The 15,606-nt window shown below is 69.4% G+C and carries 15 protein-coding genes and 1 pseudogene; 6 read left to right on the plus strand and 10 right to left on the minus strand.

Annotated features, from left to right (window positions below; translation table 11 throughout):
* From HYV93_09500 to HYV93_09525, 6 genes and pseudogenes are all read right to left on the minus strand, one after another.
* On the minus strand, positions 1 to 350 hold a 350-nt coding region (locus HYV93_09500), incomplete at its 3' end, for an AMP-binding protein (protein ID MBI2526204.1).
* Between the two features lie 4 nt (positions 351 to 354).
* Positions 355 to 1,127, minus strand: a pseudogene (locus HYV93_09505) (ABC transporter ATP-binding protein).
* The gene (locus tag HYV93_09510; protein ID MBI2526205.1) at positions 1,118 to 1,903 is read right to left on the minus strand and encodes an ABC transporter ATP-binding protein; all 786 of its coding nucleotides are present in this window, start codon (positions 1,901 to 1,903) and stop codon (positions 1,118 to 1,120) included. Before HYV93_09510 ends, HYV93_09505 begins: the two are co-directional and overlap by 10 nt.
* Positions 1,904 to 1,907: 4 nt before the next feature.
* Positions 1,908 to 2,792, minus strand: coding sequence for a branched-chain amino acid ABC transporter permease (locus HYV93_09515; protein MBI2526206.1), 885 nt, complete (start codon positions 2,790 to 2,792; stop codon positions 1,908 to 1,910).
* Positions 2,793 to 2,841: 49 nt separating this feature from the next.
* A complete protein-coding gene (locus HYV93_09520) occupies positions 2,842 to 4,128 on the minus strand; it encodes an ABC transporter substrate-binding protein (protein MBI2526207.1) in 1,287 nt (428 codons plus the stop codon).
* A gap of 57 nt (positions 4,129 to 4,185) precedes the next feature.
* A complete protein-coding gene (locus tag HYV93_09525; protein MBI2526208.1) occupies positions 4,186 to 5,703 on the minus strand; it encodes an AMP-binding protein in 1,518 nt (505 codons plus the stop codon).
* Between the two features lie 285 nt (positions 5,704 to 5,988).
* Between HYV93_09525 and HYV93_09530 the strand changes: the two genes are divergently transcribed.
* From HYV93_09530 to HYV93_09540, 3 genes are all read left to right on the plus strand, one after another.
* Entirely contained in the window at positions 5,989 to 7,224 is a 1,236-nt protein-coding gene (locus HYV93_09530) for a 2-hydroxyacyl-CoA dehydratase (protein MBI2526209.1), read from the plus strand.
* Entirely contained in the window at positions 7,221 to 8,315 is a 1,095-nt protein-coding gene (locus HYV93_09535; protein MBI2526210.1) for a 2-hydroxyacyl-CoA dehydratase, read from the plus strand. Before HYV93_09530 ends, HYV93_09535 begins: the two co-directional genes overlap by 4 nt.
* Positions 8,316 to 8,475: 160 nt before the next feature.
* The gene (locus tag HYV93_09540; protein MBI2526211.1) at positions 8,476 to 8,823 is read left to right on the plus strand and encodes a hypothetical protein; all 348 of its coding nucleotides are present in this window, start codon (positions 8,476 to 8,478) and stop codon (positions 8,821 to 8,823) included.
* Here the strand turns inward: HYV93_09540 and HYV93_09545 are convergent.
* Entirely contained in the window at positions 8,752 to 10,371 is a 1,620-nt protein-coding gene (locus HYV93_09545) for an AMP-binding protein (protein MBI2526212.1), read from the minus strand. The two genes, HYV93_09540 and HYV93_09545, sit on opposite strands and share 72 nt — an antisense overlap.
* Positions 10,372 to 10,373: 2 nt before the next feature.
* Between HYV93_09545 and HYV93_09550 the strand changes: the two genes are divergently transcribed.
* Positions 10,374 to 11,393 carry a lysophospholipid acyltransferase family protein gene (locus tag HYV93_09550; protein ID MBI2526213.1) on the plus strand — a complete coding sequence of 340 codons (1,020 nt, stop codon included), beginning with the start codon at positions 10,374 to 10,376 and terminating at the stop codon, positions 11,391 to 11,393.
* A 38-nt stretch (positions 11,394 to 11,431) separates the two neighbouring features.
* Here the strand turns inward: HYV93_09550 and HYV93_09555 are convergent, their stop codons facing one another.
* A complete protein-coding gene (locus tag HYV93_09555) occupies positions 11,432 to 12,877 on the minus strand; it encodes a DASS family sodium-coupled anion symporter (protein MBI2526214.1) in 1,446 nt (481 codons plus the stop codon).
* Positions 12,878 to 13,079: 202 nt separating this feature from the next.
* Between HYV93_09555 and HYV93_09560 the strand changes: the two genes are divergently transcribed.
* Complete coding sequence (locus tag HYV93_09560) at positions 13,080 to 13,973, plus strand: dienelactone hydrolase family protein (GenBank protein MBI2526215.1); 894 nt, start codon at positions 13,080 to 13,082, stop codon at positions 13,971 to 13,973.
* 184 nt (positions 13,974 to 14,157) lie between these two features.
* A complete protein-coding gene (locus HYV93_09565; protein ID MBI2526216.1) occupies positions 14,158 to 14,937 on the plus strand; it encodes a hypothetical protein in 780 nt (259 codons plus the stop codon).
* 124 nt (positions 14,938 to 15,061) lie between these two features.
* On the opposite strand, the gene HYV93_09570 is transcribed toward HYV93_09565, so the two are convergent.
* Positions 15,062 to 15,355, minus strand: coding sequence for a hypothetical protein (locus tag HYV93_09570; protein MBI2526217.1), 294 nt, complete (start codon positions 15,353 to 15,355; stop codon positions 15,062 to 15,064).
* A 24-nt stretch (positions 15,356 to 15,379) separates the two neighbouring features.
* On the minus strand, positions 15,380 to 15,606 hold a 227-nt coding region (locus HYV93_09575; GenBank protein MBI2526218.1), incomplete at its 5' end, for a hypothetical protein.

Below are 15,606 nucleotides of genomic sequence, written 5' to 3' on the forward strand. Positions count from 1 at the left end.
ACCTGCTCCTGATCCCGGACGACCAGGAGCCGGGCCTCGGAGTAGGTCACGCGGTGCTGGATCTCCTCGGGAAGGCAGTCGGCGTACACCCCGGTCGCCACGCCGCCGGCCGCGATGGCCCCGAACTCGGCGATGACCCACTCGGGCTTATTGTCCCCGAGGACGGCGAGGTTGTCGCCGGGCTGGAATCCCAGGGTCCGGATCCCGCGGGCGAAGGCCGCCACCGCGTCCCGGAACTCGGCCCAGCTGGTGGGACGCCAGATCCCGAAGCGCTTCTCGCGAAGCGCGACCTCTGCGGGCATCGCTTCCGCGTTCCTGACGATGAGTCCGATCAAGGTCGTGTCGAGCATCGTGTCACCCCTGGGCCGCGGCGGTGGCCCGCCCCCCCTGCCGTCCCAGGTAGGCCTCGATGACCTGCCCGTCGCGCTGGACCACATGCGGGGTGCCCTCGGCGATCTTGGTCCCGAAGTTGAGCACGCAGACCCGATGGGAGAGGTCCATCACCGCGGCCAGGTCGTGCTCGATCCAGGCGATGCCTCCTTCTCCTCCACGGCCATGCCGGCCATGATCTCGTCGAGCAGGAGAAGCTTGGGCCTGGTGGCCAGGGCGCGGGCCATGTCCACGCGCTTGCGGACCCCCAGGGGCAGCGTGGCCACCGGGTGGTGCCGGAAGCTCGACAGCCCCATGAAGTCGAGAACCTCCTCCTCGATCTCCGCCCGGTGCCGGAGCTCCTCGCGCAGGAAATGGGGCAGGCGAAGGAAGCTCCCCACGAGCGAGAACTTCATGGCCGCATGCCGCCCCAGCTTGACGTTGTCCAGCACCGTCATCCCGTGGAAGAGCTCGACCTTCTGGAAGGTCCGGGCGATGCCCAGCGCGGCGATGTCATGGGGCTTGAGGGCGCCGATGTCCCGGCCCTCGAACCGGATCCGGCCCTTCTGGGGCCGGTAGTGGACATTGACGCAGTTGAGCAGGCTCGTCTTGCCCGCGCCGTTGGGCCCGATGATGGAGAGGATCTCGCCCCGGCGGATCCCCAGGCTCACCCCGTTGAGGACCTTGACCCCCACGAAGGAGAGGTGGATGTCCTCGAGCTCCAGGAGGAGGTCCGGCGCGGCGGCGCTCAGAGCCACCGCTTCCTCCGCTTGTAGCGCTTGGCGTCCCGGTAGCTCTTGCGCTCGCCCTCGCCCGAGCCGAGGTAGAACTCGCGGACGTCCTCGTTGGCCAGGAGCTCCTGGGCCGAGCCCTCGAGGACCACGCGCCCGGTCTCCATGACGTAGCCGCGGGTGCCGATGCCGAGCGCGGCATGGGCGTTCTGCTCCACGAGGACCACGGTGAGCCCACCCTGGTGCAGGCGATGGATGATCTCGAAGAGCTCCTCGACGATCCGCGGCGCGAGTCCCAGCGAGGGCTCGTCGAGCAGCAGGATCCGCGGCCGGGTCATGAGGGCCATCGCGATGGCGAGCATCTGCTGCTCGCCCCCCGAGAGGTACCCCGCGGTCCGGTTCCCCAGCCGGCGGAGCACGGGGAAGTGGTCGAGGACCTGCTCCATGTCGGCCTTGACCCCGCCGTCCCAGCGGCAGTAGGCCGCGGCCTTCAGGTTCTCCTCGATGGTGAGGTACCAGAAGACGGGCCTGTCCTCCATGACGTAGGTGAGCCGGTGTCGGCGCATCACCCCCGTGGCGTCCATGCCCTTCACCGACGCCCCCTCCACCTTGATGTCGCCGTCGATGATGTCGCCGTCGTAGAAGTCGAGCATGCCCGAGATGGCGCGGAGCAGCGTGGTCTTGCCCGCCCCGTTGGCGCCGATGATGATGAGGTTCTCCCCCTGGTTCACGGTGAGCGAGATCCCGTTCAGCACCGAGATCACATCCTGATAGACGACGCGGAGGTTCTCCACCGCGAGCATGGGATCACACCCGCTCGATCCTGACCGTCCCGAACAGGCCATAGGGGCGGACGATCAAGACGGCGAGGAGCAGGATGTAGGGAGCCAGCTCCTTGAACCCGATGAGCCCCCGGGGCTCCACGTAGGCACCCACGAGCGCCTCGCACACGCCGACGATGATCCCGCCGACCAGCGCCCCGCCGATGCTGTCCATCCCGCCGATCAGCACCACCGGGATGGCCCGGAGCCCGACGATCCCGGTGACGTAGGACAGGCTCCCGAAGTTGGAGATCACGATGCCCGAGATGGCGATGCACACCGCGCTCACCACCCAGACCAGGAACAGGATGAACCCGGCGTTGATCCCGAAGGCCAGCGCCTTGGCCTGGCTCTCCGAGGTGGCGCGGACGGCCACGCCCCACCGGGTGCGGAACAGGAACAGGAGCACCAGGCCGAAGGTGCCGAGCGAGAGGATCCCGGCCCACAGGGACTCGGAGAGGAAGAGCACGTCCCCGATCTCCACCGTGATGTTGGGCAGCCGGAGCTCGAAAGGATAGGCGTGGGCCCCGAAGATGAGCTGGACGAGGGCGCGGAGCACGCTGGCGAGCCCCAGCGTGACGATGGTCATGGAGATCGCGCTGCGCCCGAGCAGCGGGTTGATGGTCAGCCGCTCGATCAGCCCGCCCGCCGCCCCGGCCGCGAGGAGCGCCAGCGGCAGGGCGACGAGAATCGGCAGCCGCAGGTCGGAGTGGAAGACCAGGAACAGGAAGGCCCCCACCACGAGGAACTCGCCCACGGCGAAGTTGAAGGCCTCCGAGGCCCGGAAGACGATGACCACGCCCAGGCCCAGCAGGGCGTAGACCATCCCCACCAGGATGCCCGACCCCAGCACCTGCACGAGATCCATCATGGCGCGGTCCTCGGCCCCCCGCCCCGCCCCGGCCCCCCCGCCCCGCGCCCTACCACTTCATCTTGTCGGTGTCCATCCAGTCGGTGAGGGGGTGGAACGTCCCCTTCGGGACCCGCTTGCCGCCGACCTCCACCATCTTGGATTCGGCCTTGAAGATCCGGACCATGGGGATCGTGTGGGACTGGTAGGAGAACGTCTTCCCGTCGAAGAGCCCGTGGAAGTCCCAGACCATGGTGTCCAGCGCCTTCTTGACCCCGGCCCGGGTGAGGGCACCTGCCTTGTCCGCCCGGCTGAGCGCCTCGTGGATGATCAGCGCGTAGGTGAGCCCCTCGGAGTAGAGGAACATGTCCCTGATCTTCCCGCCGGGGGCGTAGTCGCCGGGCCGGTTCTTCTTGGCGAAGTCGTGGGCCATCTTGACCACCTTGTTGGTCATGGGCGTCTCCGCGCGCGGCACCCCGTCCATGATCGGACGGCACGCGGCCCCGATGTAGCCGTTGTACTCCTCGGGGAAGATCTGCATGGGCAACACGCCCGTGGTGTAGTGGCTCCCCATGATGATCGCCTCCGGCAGGTACTTGCGGACCGTCTTGAAGAAGATCGCCGTGTAGTTCGCGGCCCCGGAGAAGCCGTGGAAGAGGATGTACTCGGCCTTGGCCTTGCGCAGCGCCGTGGCCTGGGTCGTGGCGTCGGTGGCGGTGTAGGGGTACTCGATCTCGGCCACCACGTCGAGCCCGAGCTTCTTGGCGTAGGCGATGCCCTCGGGGGTGCCGTCACGCCCCCACGCGGTGGGGCTGTACACGAACCCGACCCGCGCGCGCTCCTTCCCCTTGTGGTTCTCCTTGACCCACTTCATGAGGACCTTGATCTGGTCGCCGTAGGTCGCGCCCAGCGAGTAGTAGTACGGGTACTTGGCCGGCCCGCCCTCGGCGCCGAAGATCTCGGTGGAGTACGAGCCGTCGAGCCACGGGATCTTCTCCTCGACGTTCACCTTCTGGATCAGGGGCTTGAGGCCGCCGGTGATGTAGCCGGTGGCCATGAGCAGCTCGTCCTTCGCGTGCTCCGCGGCGTAGCGGTTGAAGTTGGCGACCTCCACGGTCGGGTCGTACCTGAAGTCCTCCAGGAAAAAGGTGATGGGCTTGCCGTTGACGCCCTTGAGCTCCTCCTTGATGTACCGGGTGCCGTCGATGAAGCCCATGCCGAACTCCGGGAGACTGCCGACCGGGCCGCTCATGGGGAACTGGGAGAGGGTCTTGATGTCCCTGGCCGCGGCCAGGCTGCCCGCCGCCAGAACCAGGATCGCCGTGAGACTCACGCACAGCAGGGCTCGCCTCTTCATGGCTGCTCCTCCTCGTTGCGGGATGGTGGATCGGCCGCGCTGGGCTCCTCCGCGCCCTCAGGCCGTGCCGTGCTCGTCCTTCACCTTCTGCCTGTCGATGGCGCCGGCGGACGTCCTCGGCAAGGCAGCGACGAAGGCCACGTGTCTGGGCTTCTTGAAGCGCGCGATGCGGCCCCCGACGAACTCGATCACCTCCGCGGCCGTCACCTGCTGGCCGGGCCGGCAGACGCACACCGCCTTGACCGCCTCGCCCCACTGCGCGTCGGGGACGCCGATGACCACGGCCTCCATGACGGCCGGGTGCTCGACGATCACCCTCTCGACCTCCGCCGGGTAGACGTTCTCGCCGCCCGGCTTGATGAGCTCCTTGGCGGGCGACCGGCCGGCGTACCAGAGGCACCCGGTCTCGTCGAAGCGCCCCAGATCGCCCGTGTGGTGCCAGCCGTTGCGAAACGTCAGCGCCGTGTCGGCCGCGCAGTTCCAGTAGCCCTTGAAGACCATCGGGCCGCGCACGACGATCTCCCCCGTCTGGCCCACCGGCAGGGGGGTGTCACAGTCGTCCACGAGCGACACGGCATTGAGGAATGTCGGCCAGCCGGCCGATCCGGGGCAGTCCCGGAACGCGCACATGGTCACGAACCCCGACACCTCGGATTGCCCGTAGCCCACCCAGAACCTCGCCCCGGGGCAGAGCGCCTCGAGCCGGGCGATGGTGTCCGGGGCATCGAGCCCCGCCACCGCGCGCAGGCTCGACAGGTCATGGCCCCCCTTCTCCGCGTGCTCCAGCAGCGTGCCGAGCATCGGAGGGAATTCCCCGAAGACGGTGACCCTGTCCTGCTGGATGTGCCGGAGCGCCGCCTCCGGGTCGAACCTGGGCAGCACCACCGTGGCGCCCCCCGCCTGCTGCACTGCCAGGAACAGCCCCCCGCCAGTGATGTGGAACAGCGGCAGCATCCCGAGGTTGACGTCGGCCGGCCCGAGATTCCAGTAATGCAGCAGCTGCGCGCTGGCGGCGAGGAGACCCCCGTGCGAGAGGAGCGCGCCGCGGGGCCGCCCGCCCACCGCGGCCGTGTGGATCATGAGGATGCCGCTGTCGGCGCTGACCTCCGCCGCCGGCGCCGGCGCCCCTGCCCCCAGGAGGTCGGCGAAGGGGGCGAAGGGGCCCGAAGGCTGGCCCAGGGCGTAGTAACGCTCGGCGAAGGGGAAGGCGGCCTGCGCGGCAGCAATCCCGGCCTGGTACTCGGCCCCTGCGACGATGATTCTCGGCGCGGCATCGCCGAGGACATAGGTGATCTCATCGGCGCTGAGCCGCCAGTTGATCGGCACGAGGATGGCCCCGAGCCGCGCCACAGCGCCGTAGAGGTCCAGGAACTCCAGGCTGTTCTGCGCCAGGACGGCGATGCGGTCGCCCGGCAACATCCCCGCCGCCGCCAGGCCTCCCGCCAGGCGCTCGACGCGGACCAGGTACTCGCCATGCGTGACCCGCTGCCCCTCCTGGATCAGGGCCGTCCGGTCCCGGAACAGCCGGGCGTTGCGGGCGATGACGTCGAACAGCGTGTAGTCACGGAGACCCATGAGTCATAGTCCTTCTTGACGACATCGCCCACGAGGCAGCAGGTGCAGGCCGACCACGCGTATCACAGGAGCCCCCGGCTCGACAATGAGCCAATCGACACCACGGGATAGCATTCGGAAGGGCGCGCGGTCCGCCGGCCATCCCGCGAGCGCACGGGGGCGGGGGAATCCAGCGGCAAGGAAGTACCACGACGGGCGGTGAGTCTGCTATGCTCCCGTGCGCGCCGTCGGGCAGGACGGCCGGCTGCGCGTCCGATCACGCACTCGATCGCGGGAGGGTGGCCAATGGGCGACGTGGACCTGAAGACGGTCCAGAAGAAGGTGACCGCCGGCGCCTCGCACCGGAAGATGCTCGCCGCCGCCGAGGCCGGACAGCCCATCTGCGTGGCGAGCGCGGGGATTCCCCACGAGGTCATGCACACCATGGGCGTGTACCCCATCTACCCCGAGAGCCTGGCCGCCATCTCCTCGGGCATCGGCAAGGCGGAGCCGTTCTTCGACGAGGCCAGGACCCGCGGGCTGTCCAATGCCATCTGCTCCTACACGCGCTCGGGGCTCGGCATCTGCTGGACCGGCCAGACGGCCTTCGGTCCCATCCCGCGGCCGACCCTCGCGGTGACAGACGTGAACATGTGCTGCCTGCACGCCACGTGGTGGAGCTACCTCGAGGACCACTTCACGCTGCCCACGTTCTACATGGACATGCCCGTCACCGACGATCCCGGCGCCCCCGAGTACATCGACTACTACGAGAGCCAGATCCGGGACATGGTGGCCTTCGTCGAGCGCACCACCGCCTGCCGCCTCGACACGGACCGGCTCCGGGAGGCGCTGGCGGACTCCGACCGCGCCGGCCACTACTGGAAGAAGATGATGGAGCTCAGGCGACACCGCCCCTCGCCCATGAGCTTCAGAGCGCTGGCCGGCCAGATCCTGCCGATGGTCATCGCGCTGGGGGAGCGGGACACGGCGGACTTCTACGAGGCGCTCTATCACCAGTACGCGGCAGACGTGCAGGAAGGCAAGACCCCCGCGCAGGGGGGCGAGAAGTACCGCCTGATCTTGAACGGCATCCCCATCTGGCATCACCTGCAGCTCATCAATTACTTCGAGGAGAAGGGCGCCAACTTCGTCTGGGAGCCCTACACCTCGCTCAACTGGGGCAACAAGACCAGCACGGGCCGGCTGGATCTCGACCGCCCCTTCCACACGCTGGCCGAGAAGTACACGAACGTCTACACCAACAAGCCGATCTTGACGCGCTTCGAGTACTTCGACCAGGCCATCAGGGACTACGCGGTCGACGGGGTCATCATGTTCTCGAACCGGAGCTGCCGGCCCCAGTCCATCGGCCAGCAGGAGCTGATCCAGCTCATCCAGGAGCGCCACGGGCTGCCCGTCCTGATCTTCGAGGGCGACCAGGCGGACCCCGAGGGGTTCAGCTGGGCGGATGCCCGGATGCGCGTGGACGGGTTCATCGAGATCCTCGAGGGGCGCCGCGGGCAGGGAGGATCGGCGTGATCGCCCGCTTCAGGGAGCTGTTCGAGCAGCGACACGCCCGGGCGCGAGCGCTCAAGCGGCAGGGGCGGAAGGTCGTCGCCTCCTTCTACGGGCTGACCCCGAAGGAGCTGGTGCACGCGGCGGGGATGGTCCCCGTCCAGCTCGTCGAGGACCGCGACTCGCGCTACGAGGCCAAGGGCGAACTCCTGCCCTATCTCTGCGGCATGAGCCGGAACCTGGCCGGCCAGATCTCCGCGGGCGTGCTCGACTACGTCGACGGCGTGATGGTGGCCACCGTCTGCGACACCAACCGGCATCTCCTGGACATCTGGGTGCGCCGGCGGGCCTTCCCGAACCACTGGCTCGTCCGCACTCCGGCGAAGGACGACGAGGGAGGCCTCAGCTACTTCGCGGGCGAGCTCAGACGTCTCGCGGCCGCGCTGGGCCGGGTATCGGGCCAGCCCGTCACCGACGACGGGCTCAGGGGGTCGATCGCGCTCTTCAACGAGAACCGCGCCCTGCTTCGGCGGTTCCACGCCGCGCGTCCGACGGCCGGCATCTCGGCCGAGGAGGCCGTGTACGTCTTCGCGGCCGCGCTGACGAGCCCCGTGGAGGAGCACAACGCCCTGCTGCGCGAGCTGCTCGCCGCGCCGCCCGCGCGGGCACCCCGGCCCGAGCCGAGGCTCATGCTCTCGGCGCTCAACCTGCCGATGGCACTGGACGTGATCAGGATGGCCGAGAAGTACGGCGCCAGCGTGGTGACGGACGACTTCCCCCACAACGCGCGCTACGGCTCCGCCGAGGTGCCGACCGACGGGGATCCGTTCCGGGCCCTGGCCAGGGGGTACCTGCGCCGGGTGCCGGCGCCAGGACTCTACCCCATCGAGGACCGGGCCACCTGGATCAGGGACGCGATGGACCGGGCCTCGGCCCAGGGGCTGATCTACCTCGTCCAGCTCTACTGCGACGCCTACGCCTTCGAGTACGCCACGCTCAAGGGACGCTTCGACCGGTGGAAGCTGCCCCATCTCAAGCTCGAGGCCGAGGCCACGCCGAGCTCCATCGAGCAGCTGAACGTGCGCGTCCAGTCGTTCGTCGAATCCCTCCTGTAGCCGGCGTCGGGGATCGTCAGCCCCAATCCCACTTGCTTGACGCGACTCCTCCCGGGCCGCGACCGCTCGAGGGGGTAGTTGCCCATCTTCACCTGGCTTGGCCGAGGGAAGCGGCCGGCGGGGGCGGAGCCGTATCGTACCGTGCTAGACTCCCGCCACGATGAGCGACTTCAACGAGAATGTCCACCAGGTGTCCGCCGAGGTCGAGCGTCTGATCAGCCGTCACGCCCCCGCGGCGTGGTCCGCCGGCGACAGGCTCGCCGGCCTGCCGCTGGGAGACGGCGGGATCGGGCTCGACTCCCTCGCCATGGTGGACCTGCTCATCGCGTGCGAGCGGACGTTCCAGATCCAGTTCTCGGAGGAGTTCCTCAACCGCGGGACGCTGACCGTCAGCGAGCTGATCGCCGAGGTCGCCCGCTGTCGCGAGCAGGTGGCGTTACCGGGTCGGGGACCGCTCGAGCCGCCTGTCGGACACGCCCGACAGCAGGACGGATCCAGCCCGGGCTAGCTCACCGTCGACGATCATTCGGCGCAGCTCGCCGTACCGGATCTTCCCGTTGTGCGTTCGCGGGATGGTCCGGGGCGTCACGAGGATGACGTCACCCGGCGCGAACCCGAGCGTCCGGCTCACTTCGAGGACGATCGCGTCGGTCACCGTGCCCGGCGAAAGTCCGGGCTCGGGCTGGACCTCCGCCACCACGACGAGCGTCTCCGATCCCCCGAGCGCCTCGTCGGCGATCCCCACGGCGGCCGAGAAGCGCACGTGGGCCACGCGATCCACCGCCTCCTCCACCTCGCGAGGAGCGATCGCGGCTCCGGCGCGCTTGATGAGGGCGCGGCTCCGCCCGAGCACGTGGAGGTGCCCGTCGGCATCGAGCAACCCGACGTCGCCGGTGTGAAGCGCGCCATCGCGCAGCGTGACTGCCGTCGAGGCCGGGTCACCGAAGTAGCCCGCGAACACGACGTCGCTCCGGACGACGATCTCACCGGGCTCTCCCGGCGTCACCGGCGCGCCGGTGGCATCGACGATCTCGACCTGGACGCCCGGATACGGACGGCCGCAGGAGACGGCCCCCGTGCGCGGGTCACAGCGGAGCGGCTCGCCCGGCAAGAGGCACGAGACACTCAGTGTCGCTTCGGCGAGGCCATAGGCAGGCCGCACGACGCCGGGCAGCCCGAACTTCGCCTCGAACGCCTCGATCGTGCCGAGCCGCACCGGCTCTCCGCCGTTGGTGGCGATCCGGAGCGACTCGAGGTTCAAGCCCGCCGTGCTCACCGTCCGGGTGGCGATGCGGAACCCGAAATCCGGGCTGGCGGTGATGGTGCCTCGCACGCGGGAGATGGTCTCGAGCCACCCGCGCAGGTTCCGGATCGCGGGGGTGATGAGATGCGAGGGACGCCCGCAGAACAGGGGCAGACAGACGAAGCGAACGAGCCCGAGGTCGTGGTGCAGCGGAAGCCAGGAGACGAAGACGTCGTCGGGTCGGATGGACAGGGCCGTGGCGATGAGTTCGAGACACGCCATCAGGCTTCGATGCGGGACGGCAGCGGCACGAGGCTCTCCCGTCGTGCCGGACGTGATCTGCAGATACGCCGTGTCGGCGCCCGTGGGGCCGGGAAGACGGAGCTCCCGACGTGGCCGCTCGTCCAGGAGGGCCTCGACGGCGACGAGCTCGCAGCCGCCACCGTTCGCGCGCCACAACGCCTCGAGCGTCGGGCCAGAGGCGAGCGCGAAACGGCATCCGGCCTGTCGGAGCCGCTCGAGGGCGGTCGCGGCCGGGAAGGAGGGATTGATGGCGACGGGCGCACCGCCGAGGAGCTGGATCGCGAAGAAGCTCCGGATGAACTCGATCCCGGTTCCGAGGACGAGTCCGCAGTGGTCCCCGGCCTTCACGCCGCGGGCCGCGAGGGCCACCGCCGTGCCCTGCGCGTCAGCCAGGAGCTCGGCATAGGTGATATCCGCGCGCTCGGCGGAGTAGGCGAGCGCCTGGGGGGATTCCGCCGCGCGCGCCCGCAGGACGTCGACGATGGTCGCTGGACGAGGAAGTGTGGGCATTTGTGTCGACACCCGTCGCGACGGATAGTATCATCGCCCTCGTGGCGGTGACGGAAGATTGCGCGCCTGTCTCCCCGCCGGTCGTGGCGTCACGCCCGCTCGCGAAGCGGCGCCGGCGACGCCGGAGGCTCACGATCGCGGTCCGCGACCGTGCCGTCGGCCTCATCGCCCGCCTCGCCGTCCGCGTTTTCAGCCATACGAGCCCTGTCACGACGGCGCGACTCGCGCGCGCGGCGGGAACAGTCACGTATCACCTCGCCAGGAAGGAACGAGCGCAGGCGCTGTCCAACCTCGCCCGGGCCTATGCCGGCGGCCTGCGGCCCCGGGAACGCCGCGCCCTCGCCAGGGCGGCGTTCCAGTCGGTCGCCATGACCGTGGCCGAGGCCGTCGCGGCTCTGCGGTGGCGCGAGGACGACCTTCGCGACCGCGTGCGCGTCGATGGAATCGACCATTGCCGTGCCGCGCTCGCACGGGGTCAAGGTGTGGTGTTCGTCGCCGCCCACCTCGGAAGCTGGGAGCTCGTGCCGCTGGCTCTCCGGCATCACCTCGACCTCGCGGTCGCCGCCGTCGCGCGCGACATCCGGAACCCGTGGCTGCACGAGGCCGTCCGCGACGTGCGGGCGCGGCTCGGGGTCCGCGTGTACTCCCGCGATGGCCGGGAGCTCGGCTATCTGCGGACGCTGACGAGGGGGGGCGGCGTGATCCTCATGGCGGACCAGGACACGCGCCACGTCCGCTGCACCCGGGTCCACTTCTTCGGTCAGGTCGCGCGCGCGCCGCTGGGACCGGCTCACCTGGCGCGCCGAACCGGCGCCGCGCTCGTTCCGATCTTCCTCGCGCGCGCCGCGGACAGCGCGACCGGTTTCGTGCTCCGCTGCCATCGCCCGGTCCTGGCCGACCTCTCGCTCGACGAAGACGCGGACCTCTGCCGGATGCTCCAGGCGGTGACCGATGTCCTGGAGGCCGAGATCAGGCGTGCCCCCGGGCAGTGGGTCTGGATGCACCGGCGCTGGCGAGCGTAGGACGAGGCGCAACTGGCCAAGATGGCCTGACGCCCGCGCTACATCACTCCCAGCAGGGGGCAGAGCAGCCTGAGGCTGATCCAGATCACGATGCTGCTCGCGACGTCCAGCCAGAGCCCCGCCCGGATCATCTCTCGCAGCGGCACCAACCCGGTTCCATAGACGATGGCGTTGGGCGGCGTGGAGACGGGCAGCATGAAGCCCACGCTCGCGCCCAGCGCCGCCCCGATTGCCGGCGGGATCGGGCTCACGCCGGCCGTGCCGGCGACGGCGATGACCACCGGCACCACCATGCTGGCCGAGGCCGTATTGGACGAGGTTTCGGACAGCGCCACGCCGATGACGATGGCGATCGCCGTCAGCGCCCAGACGCTTTCGGCGCCCGACAGACGCACCAGCGCGCGCCCCACAGTCTCCGCGAACCCGGTCTCGAACATGAGGCGTCCAAGCGACAGGCCGCCGCCGAAGAGCAGGATGGTGCCCCACTCGATCCGCGCCGCGTCCCGCCAGGTGATGGTGAACGTCCGTCGCGCGACGTCGGTCGGAAGCATGAAGAGAAGGGCGGCCGCGGCCAAGGCCACGGCGGATTCGGGCAGCCTCGCCTCGAGGAGCCGCGCCGCCGGCGCCTCCGGTCCCGCCACCATGGCCAGCGCGCCCGGCAGCATCCACGAAACGCACGCGAGCCCGAAGACGGCGGCGACATTTCGCTGGGCTCGCGTCCAGGGGCCCATCGCCGTCCGCTGCGCCGTCACGTACTCTGCGATCGCCGCGCCCATGTCCCCGTGGGCGGGATAGCGGTGACGCAGGATCGCCCAGCACAGGACGAGCATGACGACGGTGACGGGCATGGTGACTGCCGTCCAGTCGAAGAAGGTCAGGCGCTGGCCCGTCAGGTTTCTCACCATGCCGATCGCGATCAGGTTGGGAGGTGAGCCCACGGGGATGCCCACCGCGACCGAGGACGACCACGTGAGCATCAGGAGGAGCCCGATGGAAAAGCGGCTCCGCGCGGGGTCGCCCGCCGGCCCCAGGGCCGCGAGGATGCCGAGGCCCACCGGCAGCATCATGGCCGTGGTGGCCGTGTTGCTCACCCAGAGCGAAATGGCGCAAGTGACCGCGCCCAGCGCCGCCAGGAGCCGGCCGGGCGATCGGGTCGCCCACTCGTGGCGCAGCAGGGCCCACGCGAAGCGCCGGTCGAGGCCGCTCGACCTCATGGCCTCGGCCAGGATGAAGCTGCCCACGAACAGGAAGATGACGGGGTCGGCGTAGGGGGCGAGCACCGTGCCGGCCGGCGCCACGCCCAGCACGATGCAGAGCACGGAGCCGAGAAGCGACGTCGCCGGCAGCGGGATCGCCTCGGTGACCCAATACGCCACCACCCAGACGAACACGGCCGCCAAACGATGGGCGGGAGCGGTGAGGCCCTCGAGCGGGGCCGCCAGGACGACGCCGAAAAGCGCCGGACCGACCAGGAGCGCGATCAACGTCGGATGAGTGTCAGATCGCGAATTCACAGCCTGACCATGGTGTCGAGCGGATTGTAGCGTAGGCGAGCGAAGCCTGACGCTCTGCCGTCCGTTGACGCGCCGCCCGCCCCCACACTACACTGGGGGCGTCTTCCCGGATGCTCCCATGAATGCCCACACATGCCCGGTAGTCGAACCAGTCGCGGCGAGCAAGCGCTATGTGAGGGACCGTTCCCTGCCCGTGGCACTGGCTCTCTGGTTCTGTGCCGGCATTCTCGGAGGCTGCGTCGGCACGACCTCCGGCCTGTCGATCACGACCACCGCGCTCAACCGCGCTTCCGAGCAGATTCCGGCCACGGTGACAAGGCCGGACGGGCCGGGACCCTTTCCCGCGGTCGTGATCATGCACGACTGCAGCGGCCTGGGTACGGCGTCGAGCGGCGCGCCCGACCGCTGGGCGAGAGAGCTGGTCGGTCGGGGATATGTCGTCCTCATTCCTGACAGCTTCACGACCCGGGGCCACGCCGGCGGCGTGTGCACCAATCCCTCGCCGAGCCGGAACGACGTCAGCCCTGCGCGGCGCGTGCGCGATGCGTACGCGGCCCTCGCCTACCTTCGAACGCTGCCCTACGTGGATGGACGGCGCGTCGGAATCATGGGCGGCTCGCACGGAGGCTCCACGACCCTCGCCTCGATGCTGGCGCCGGACAGCGACGCGGATCCGCTCGCCGGGGAGAAGCGCGCCGGCTTCGCCGCCGGTGTGGCGCTCTATCCCAGCTGCGCGCCGAGCATTCGCGCGTGGCGCAACTCGAGCGGTGTCTACCGCCCCGTCGCGCCCCTGCTGATCCTCGTCGGAGAGAAGGACGACTGGACGCCCCCCGAACCCTGCCGGAAGCTGACCGACGCCGCACGCCACGCTGGGTATCCGGTGGCGACCAAGATCTATCCGGGGGCGCACCACTCGTTCGACAGCGACAGGCCGGTGCGCTACCTTGCGGCGCGCATCAACGCGAGCGCGCCGGGTGGGCGCGGCGCCACCACGGGCGGGGATCCCGCCGCCTGGGCCGACAGCATTCGCGAGGTCGTCGCCTTCTTCGGCCAGCACCTCAAGTAGTCAGGCGCCCGTCGGCTATCTTTACAGGTCAACACCCCATGTCTGGACGCGCCCTGGCGAACTCCGCAACAATTCAGAGCCGCGACGCTTGGCCCGCGGCATGCATGAGCATGCATGAGCAGGTCACCCCACCGGGGGATGAGGTGAGGCAGGAACCACGAGCAGTTCCCAGGGAGGGCCAGTGATGGGTGGCGAGCGGTTCAAGCGTCTCTTCGCTCTCGGGCTCTTGGCGGTTCTGGTCGGGTTCGCGCCACCGGCCTTCGCCGGGCCGACGGTGGACCCCGGATGGGACCTGTTCACGACCACTCCGGTCACCACGTTCGGCGGCGTTCCCTTCGTTGGGGCGCCGCTGGGGAGCTTCGACTTCGGGAGCGGGCCCATGCCGACCGGGACCACCGACACCATCGTCGAGCGTCTCGACCAGGCGACCGTCGGCTCCGCGACCATCCCCACGGAACTGGTGGCGCTTCACCTCATGAGCGCCGTCCCGGTCGACTTCGGCCTGGGTCTGGACGTCTACTTCATCACGTTGCAGGGCGAGCGCGGAGGCCCGGCCAGCGTCGGCAGGATGACCATCAGCGGTCTGGCCGCGGAGGGGAACCCCCACGGGACCTTCGACTCGTTCTTCGATGTGTTCTTCGACGTGAGGAAGGGTGCTACCAGCGGCCCCATTGCGCTCTCGGACACCCTGCGGCTCACCTCGACCGGAACGCCCTGGGATCACGAGCCGCCGCCCGGCGCGCTCGAGATCACCGGCGTGAACACATTCCTGAACGGCACGGACCGAGAGGCTGACTTCTGGCCCATAGGCGCGGTCCAGGAGCAACACCCCAGCGGGGCGATCCACACCGTGGTCCTTACGCCGCGCCTGCCGGTGCCCGGCCCGGGCGGCCTCGTCCTGCTCGGCCTCGGCCTCCTCGCCGTGGCCGGATACCGGGGGCGACGACAAACCCCGCACAGCTGAGTGGAGCGCCTCGAGAACCTGCTGCTCGCGCTGCGGTGAGATGCCGGCGCGCACACCCGCCTCGAGCCGCCGGCCCTCCTCCAGGGGACAAGCCAACCGGAATGGTCGGCCTGAATGGCTTGCCTCAGTGACTGTGAACAGTCTTGTGAACCGGCCACTCCTTGATGATGGGTTGCTGCGGTATCCCTGCCTTCTGCATCGCCGCGCCGAGGGTAGTTTGCGCGAAACTGTCGAACGACTGTCGCGAGTCCCAAACATCGACCACGCGCAACGCTCCTTCCGCGGGTCCTGCCACGTGAAAGATGAGGCCACGAGGGAGCCGGCCTCCCGGAAACACATCTTTGATGACGGCATCATACTGAGTAGTTGTAGCCCCGGGAATCTCGATCAATATTGCGACTGCCATGAGCACCTCCATCACCTGAATTCGATCAGTGCGAGTCTACTCTCGCCTATTTCTCCAAGCAACCTGAGCCATCGGCATTGGCGGGAGCACTGGGAGCGCTCCGTGGGGAGGCGAGCCCTGTTGCTCGAGGAAGGCGCGCGCGAAGAGGGCGGCGCCCAGCGCCCCCACGATCTGCGGCTCGAAGCAGATGTGCGAGGTGACGCCCAGCTTGTCCTCGAGGCGGCGCACGACCCCGATGTTCTTCGAGATGCCCCCGCTGATCA

The organism is Candidatus Rokuibacteriota bacterium (assembly GCA_016188005.1).
Lineage (GTDB): Bacteria > Methylomirabilota > Methylomirabilia > Rokubacteriales > CSP1-6 > UBA12499.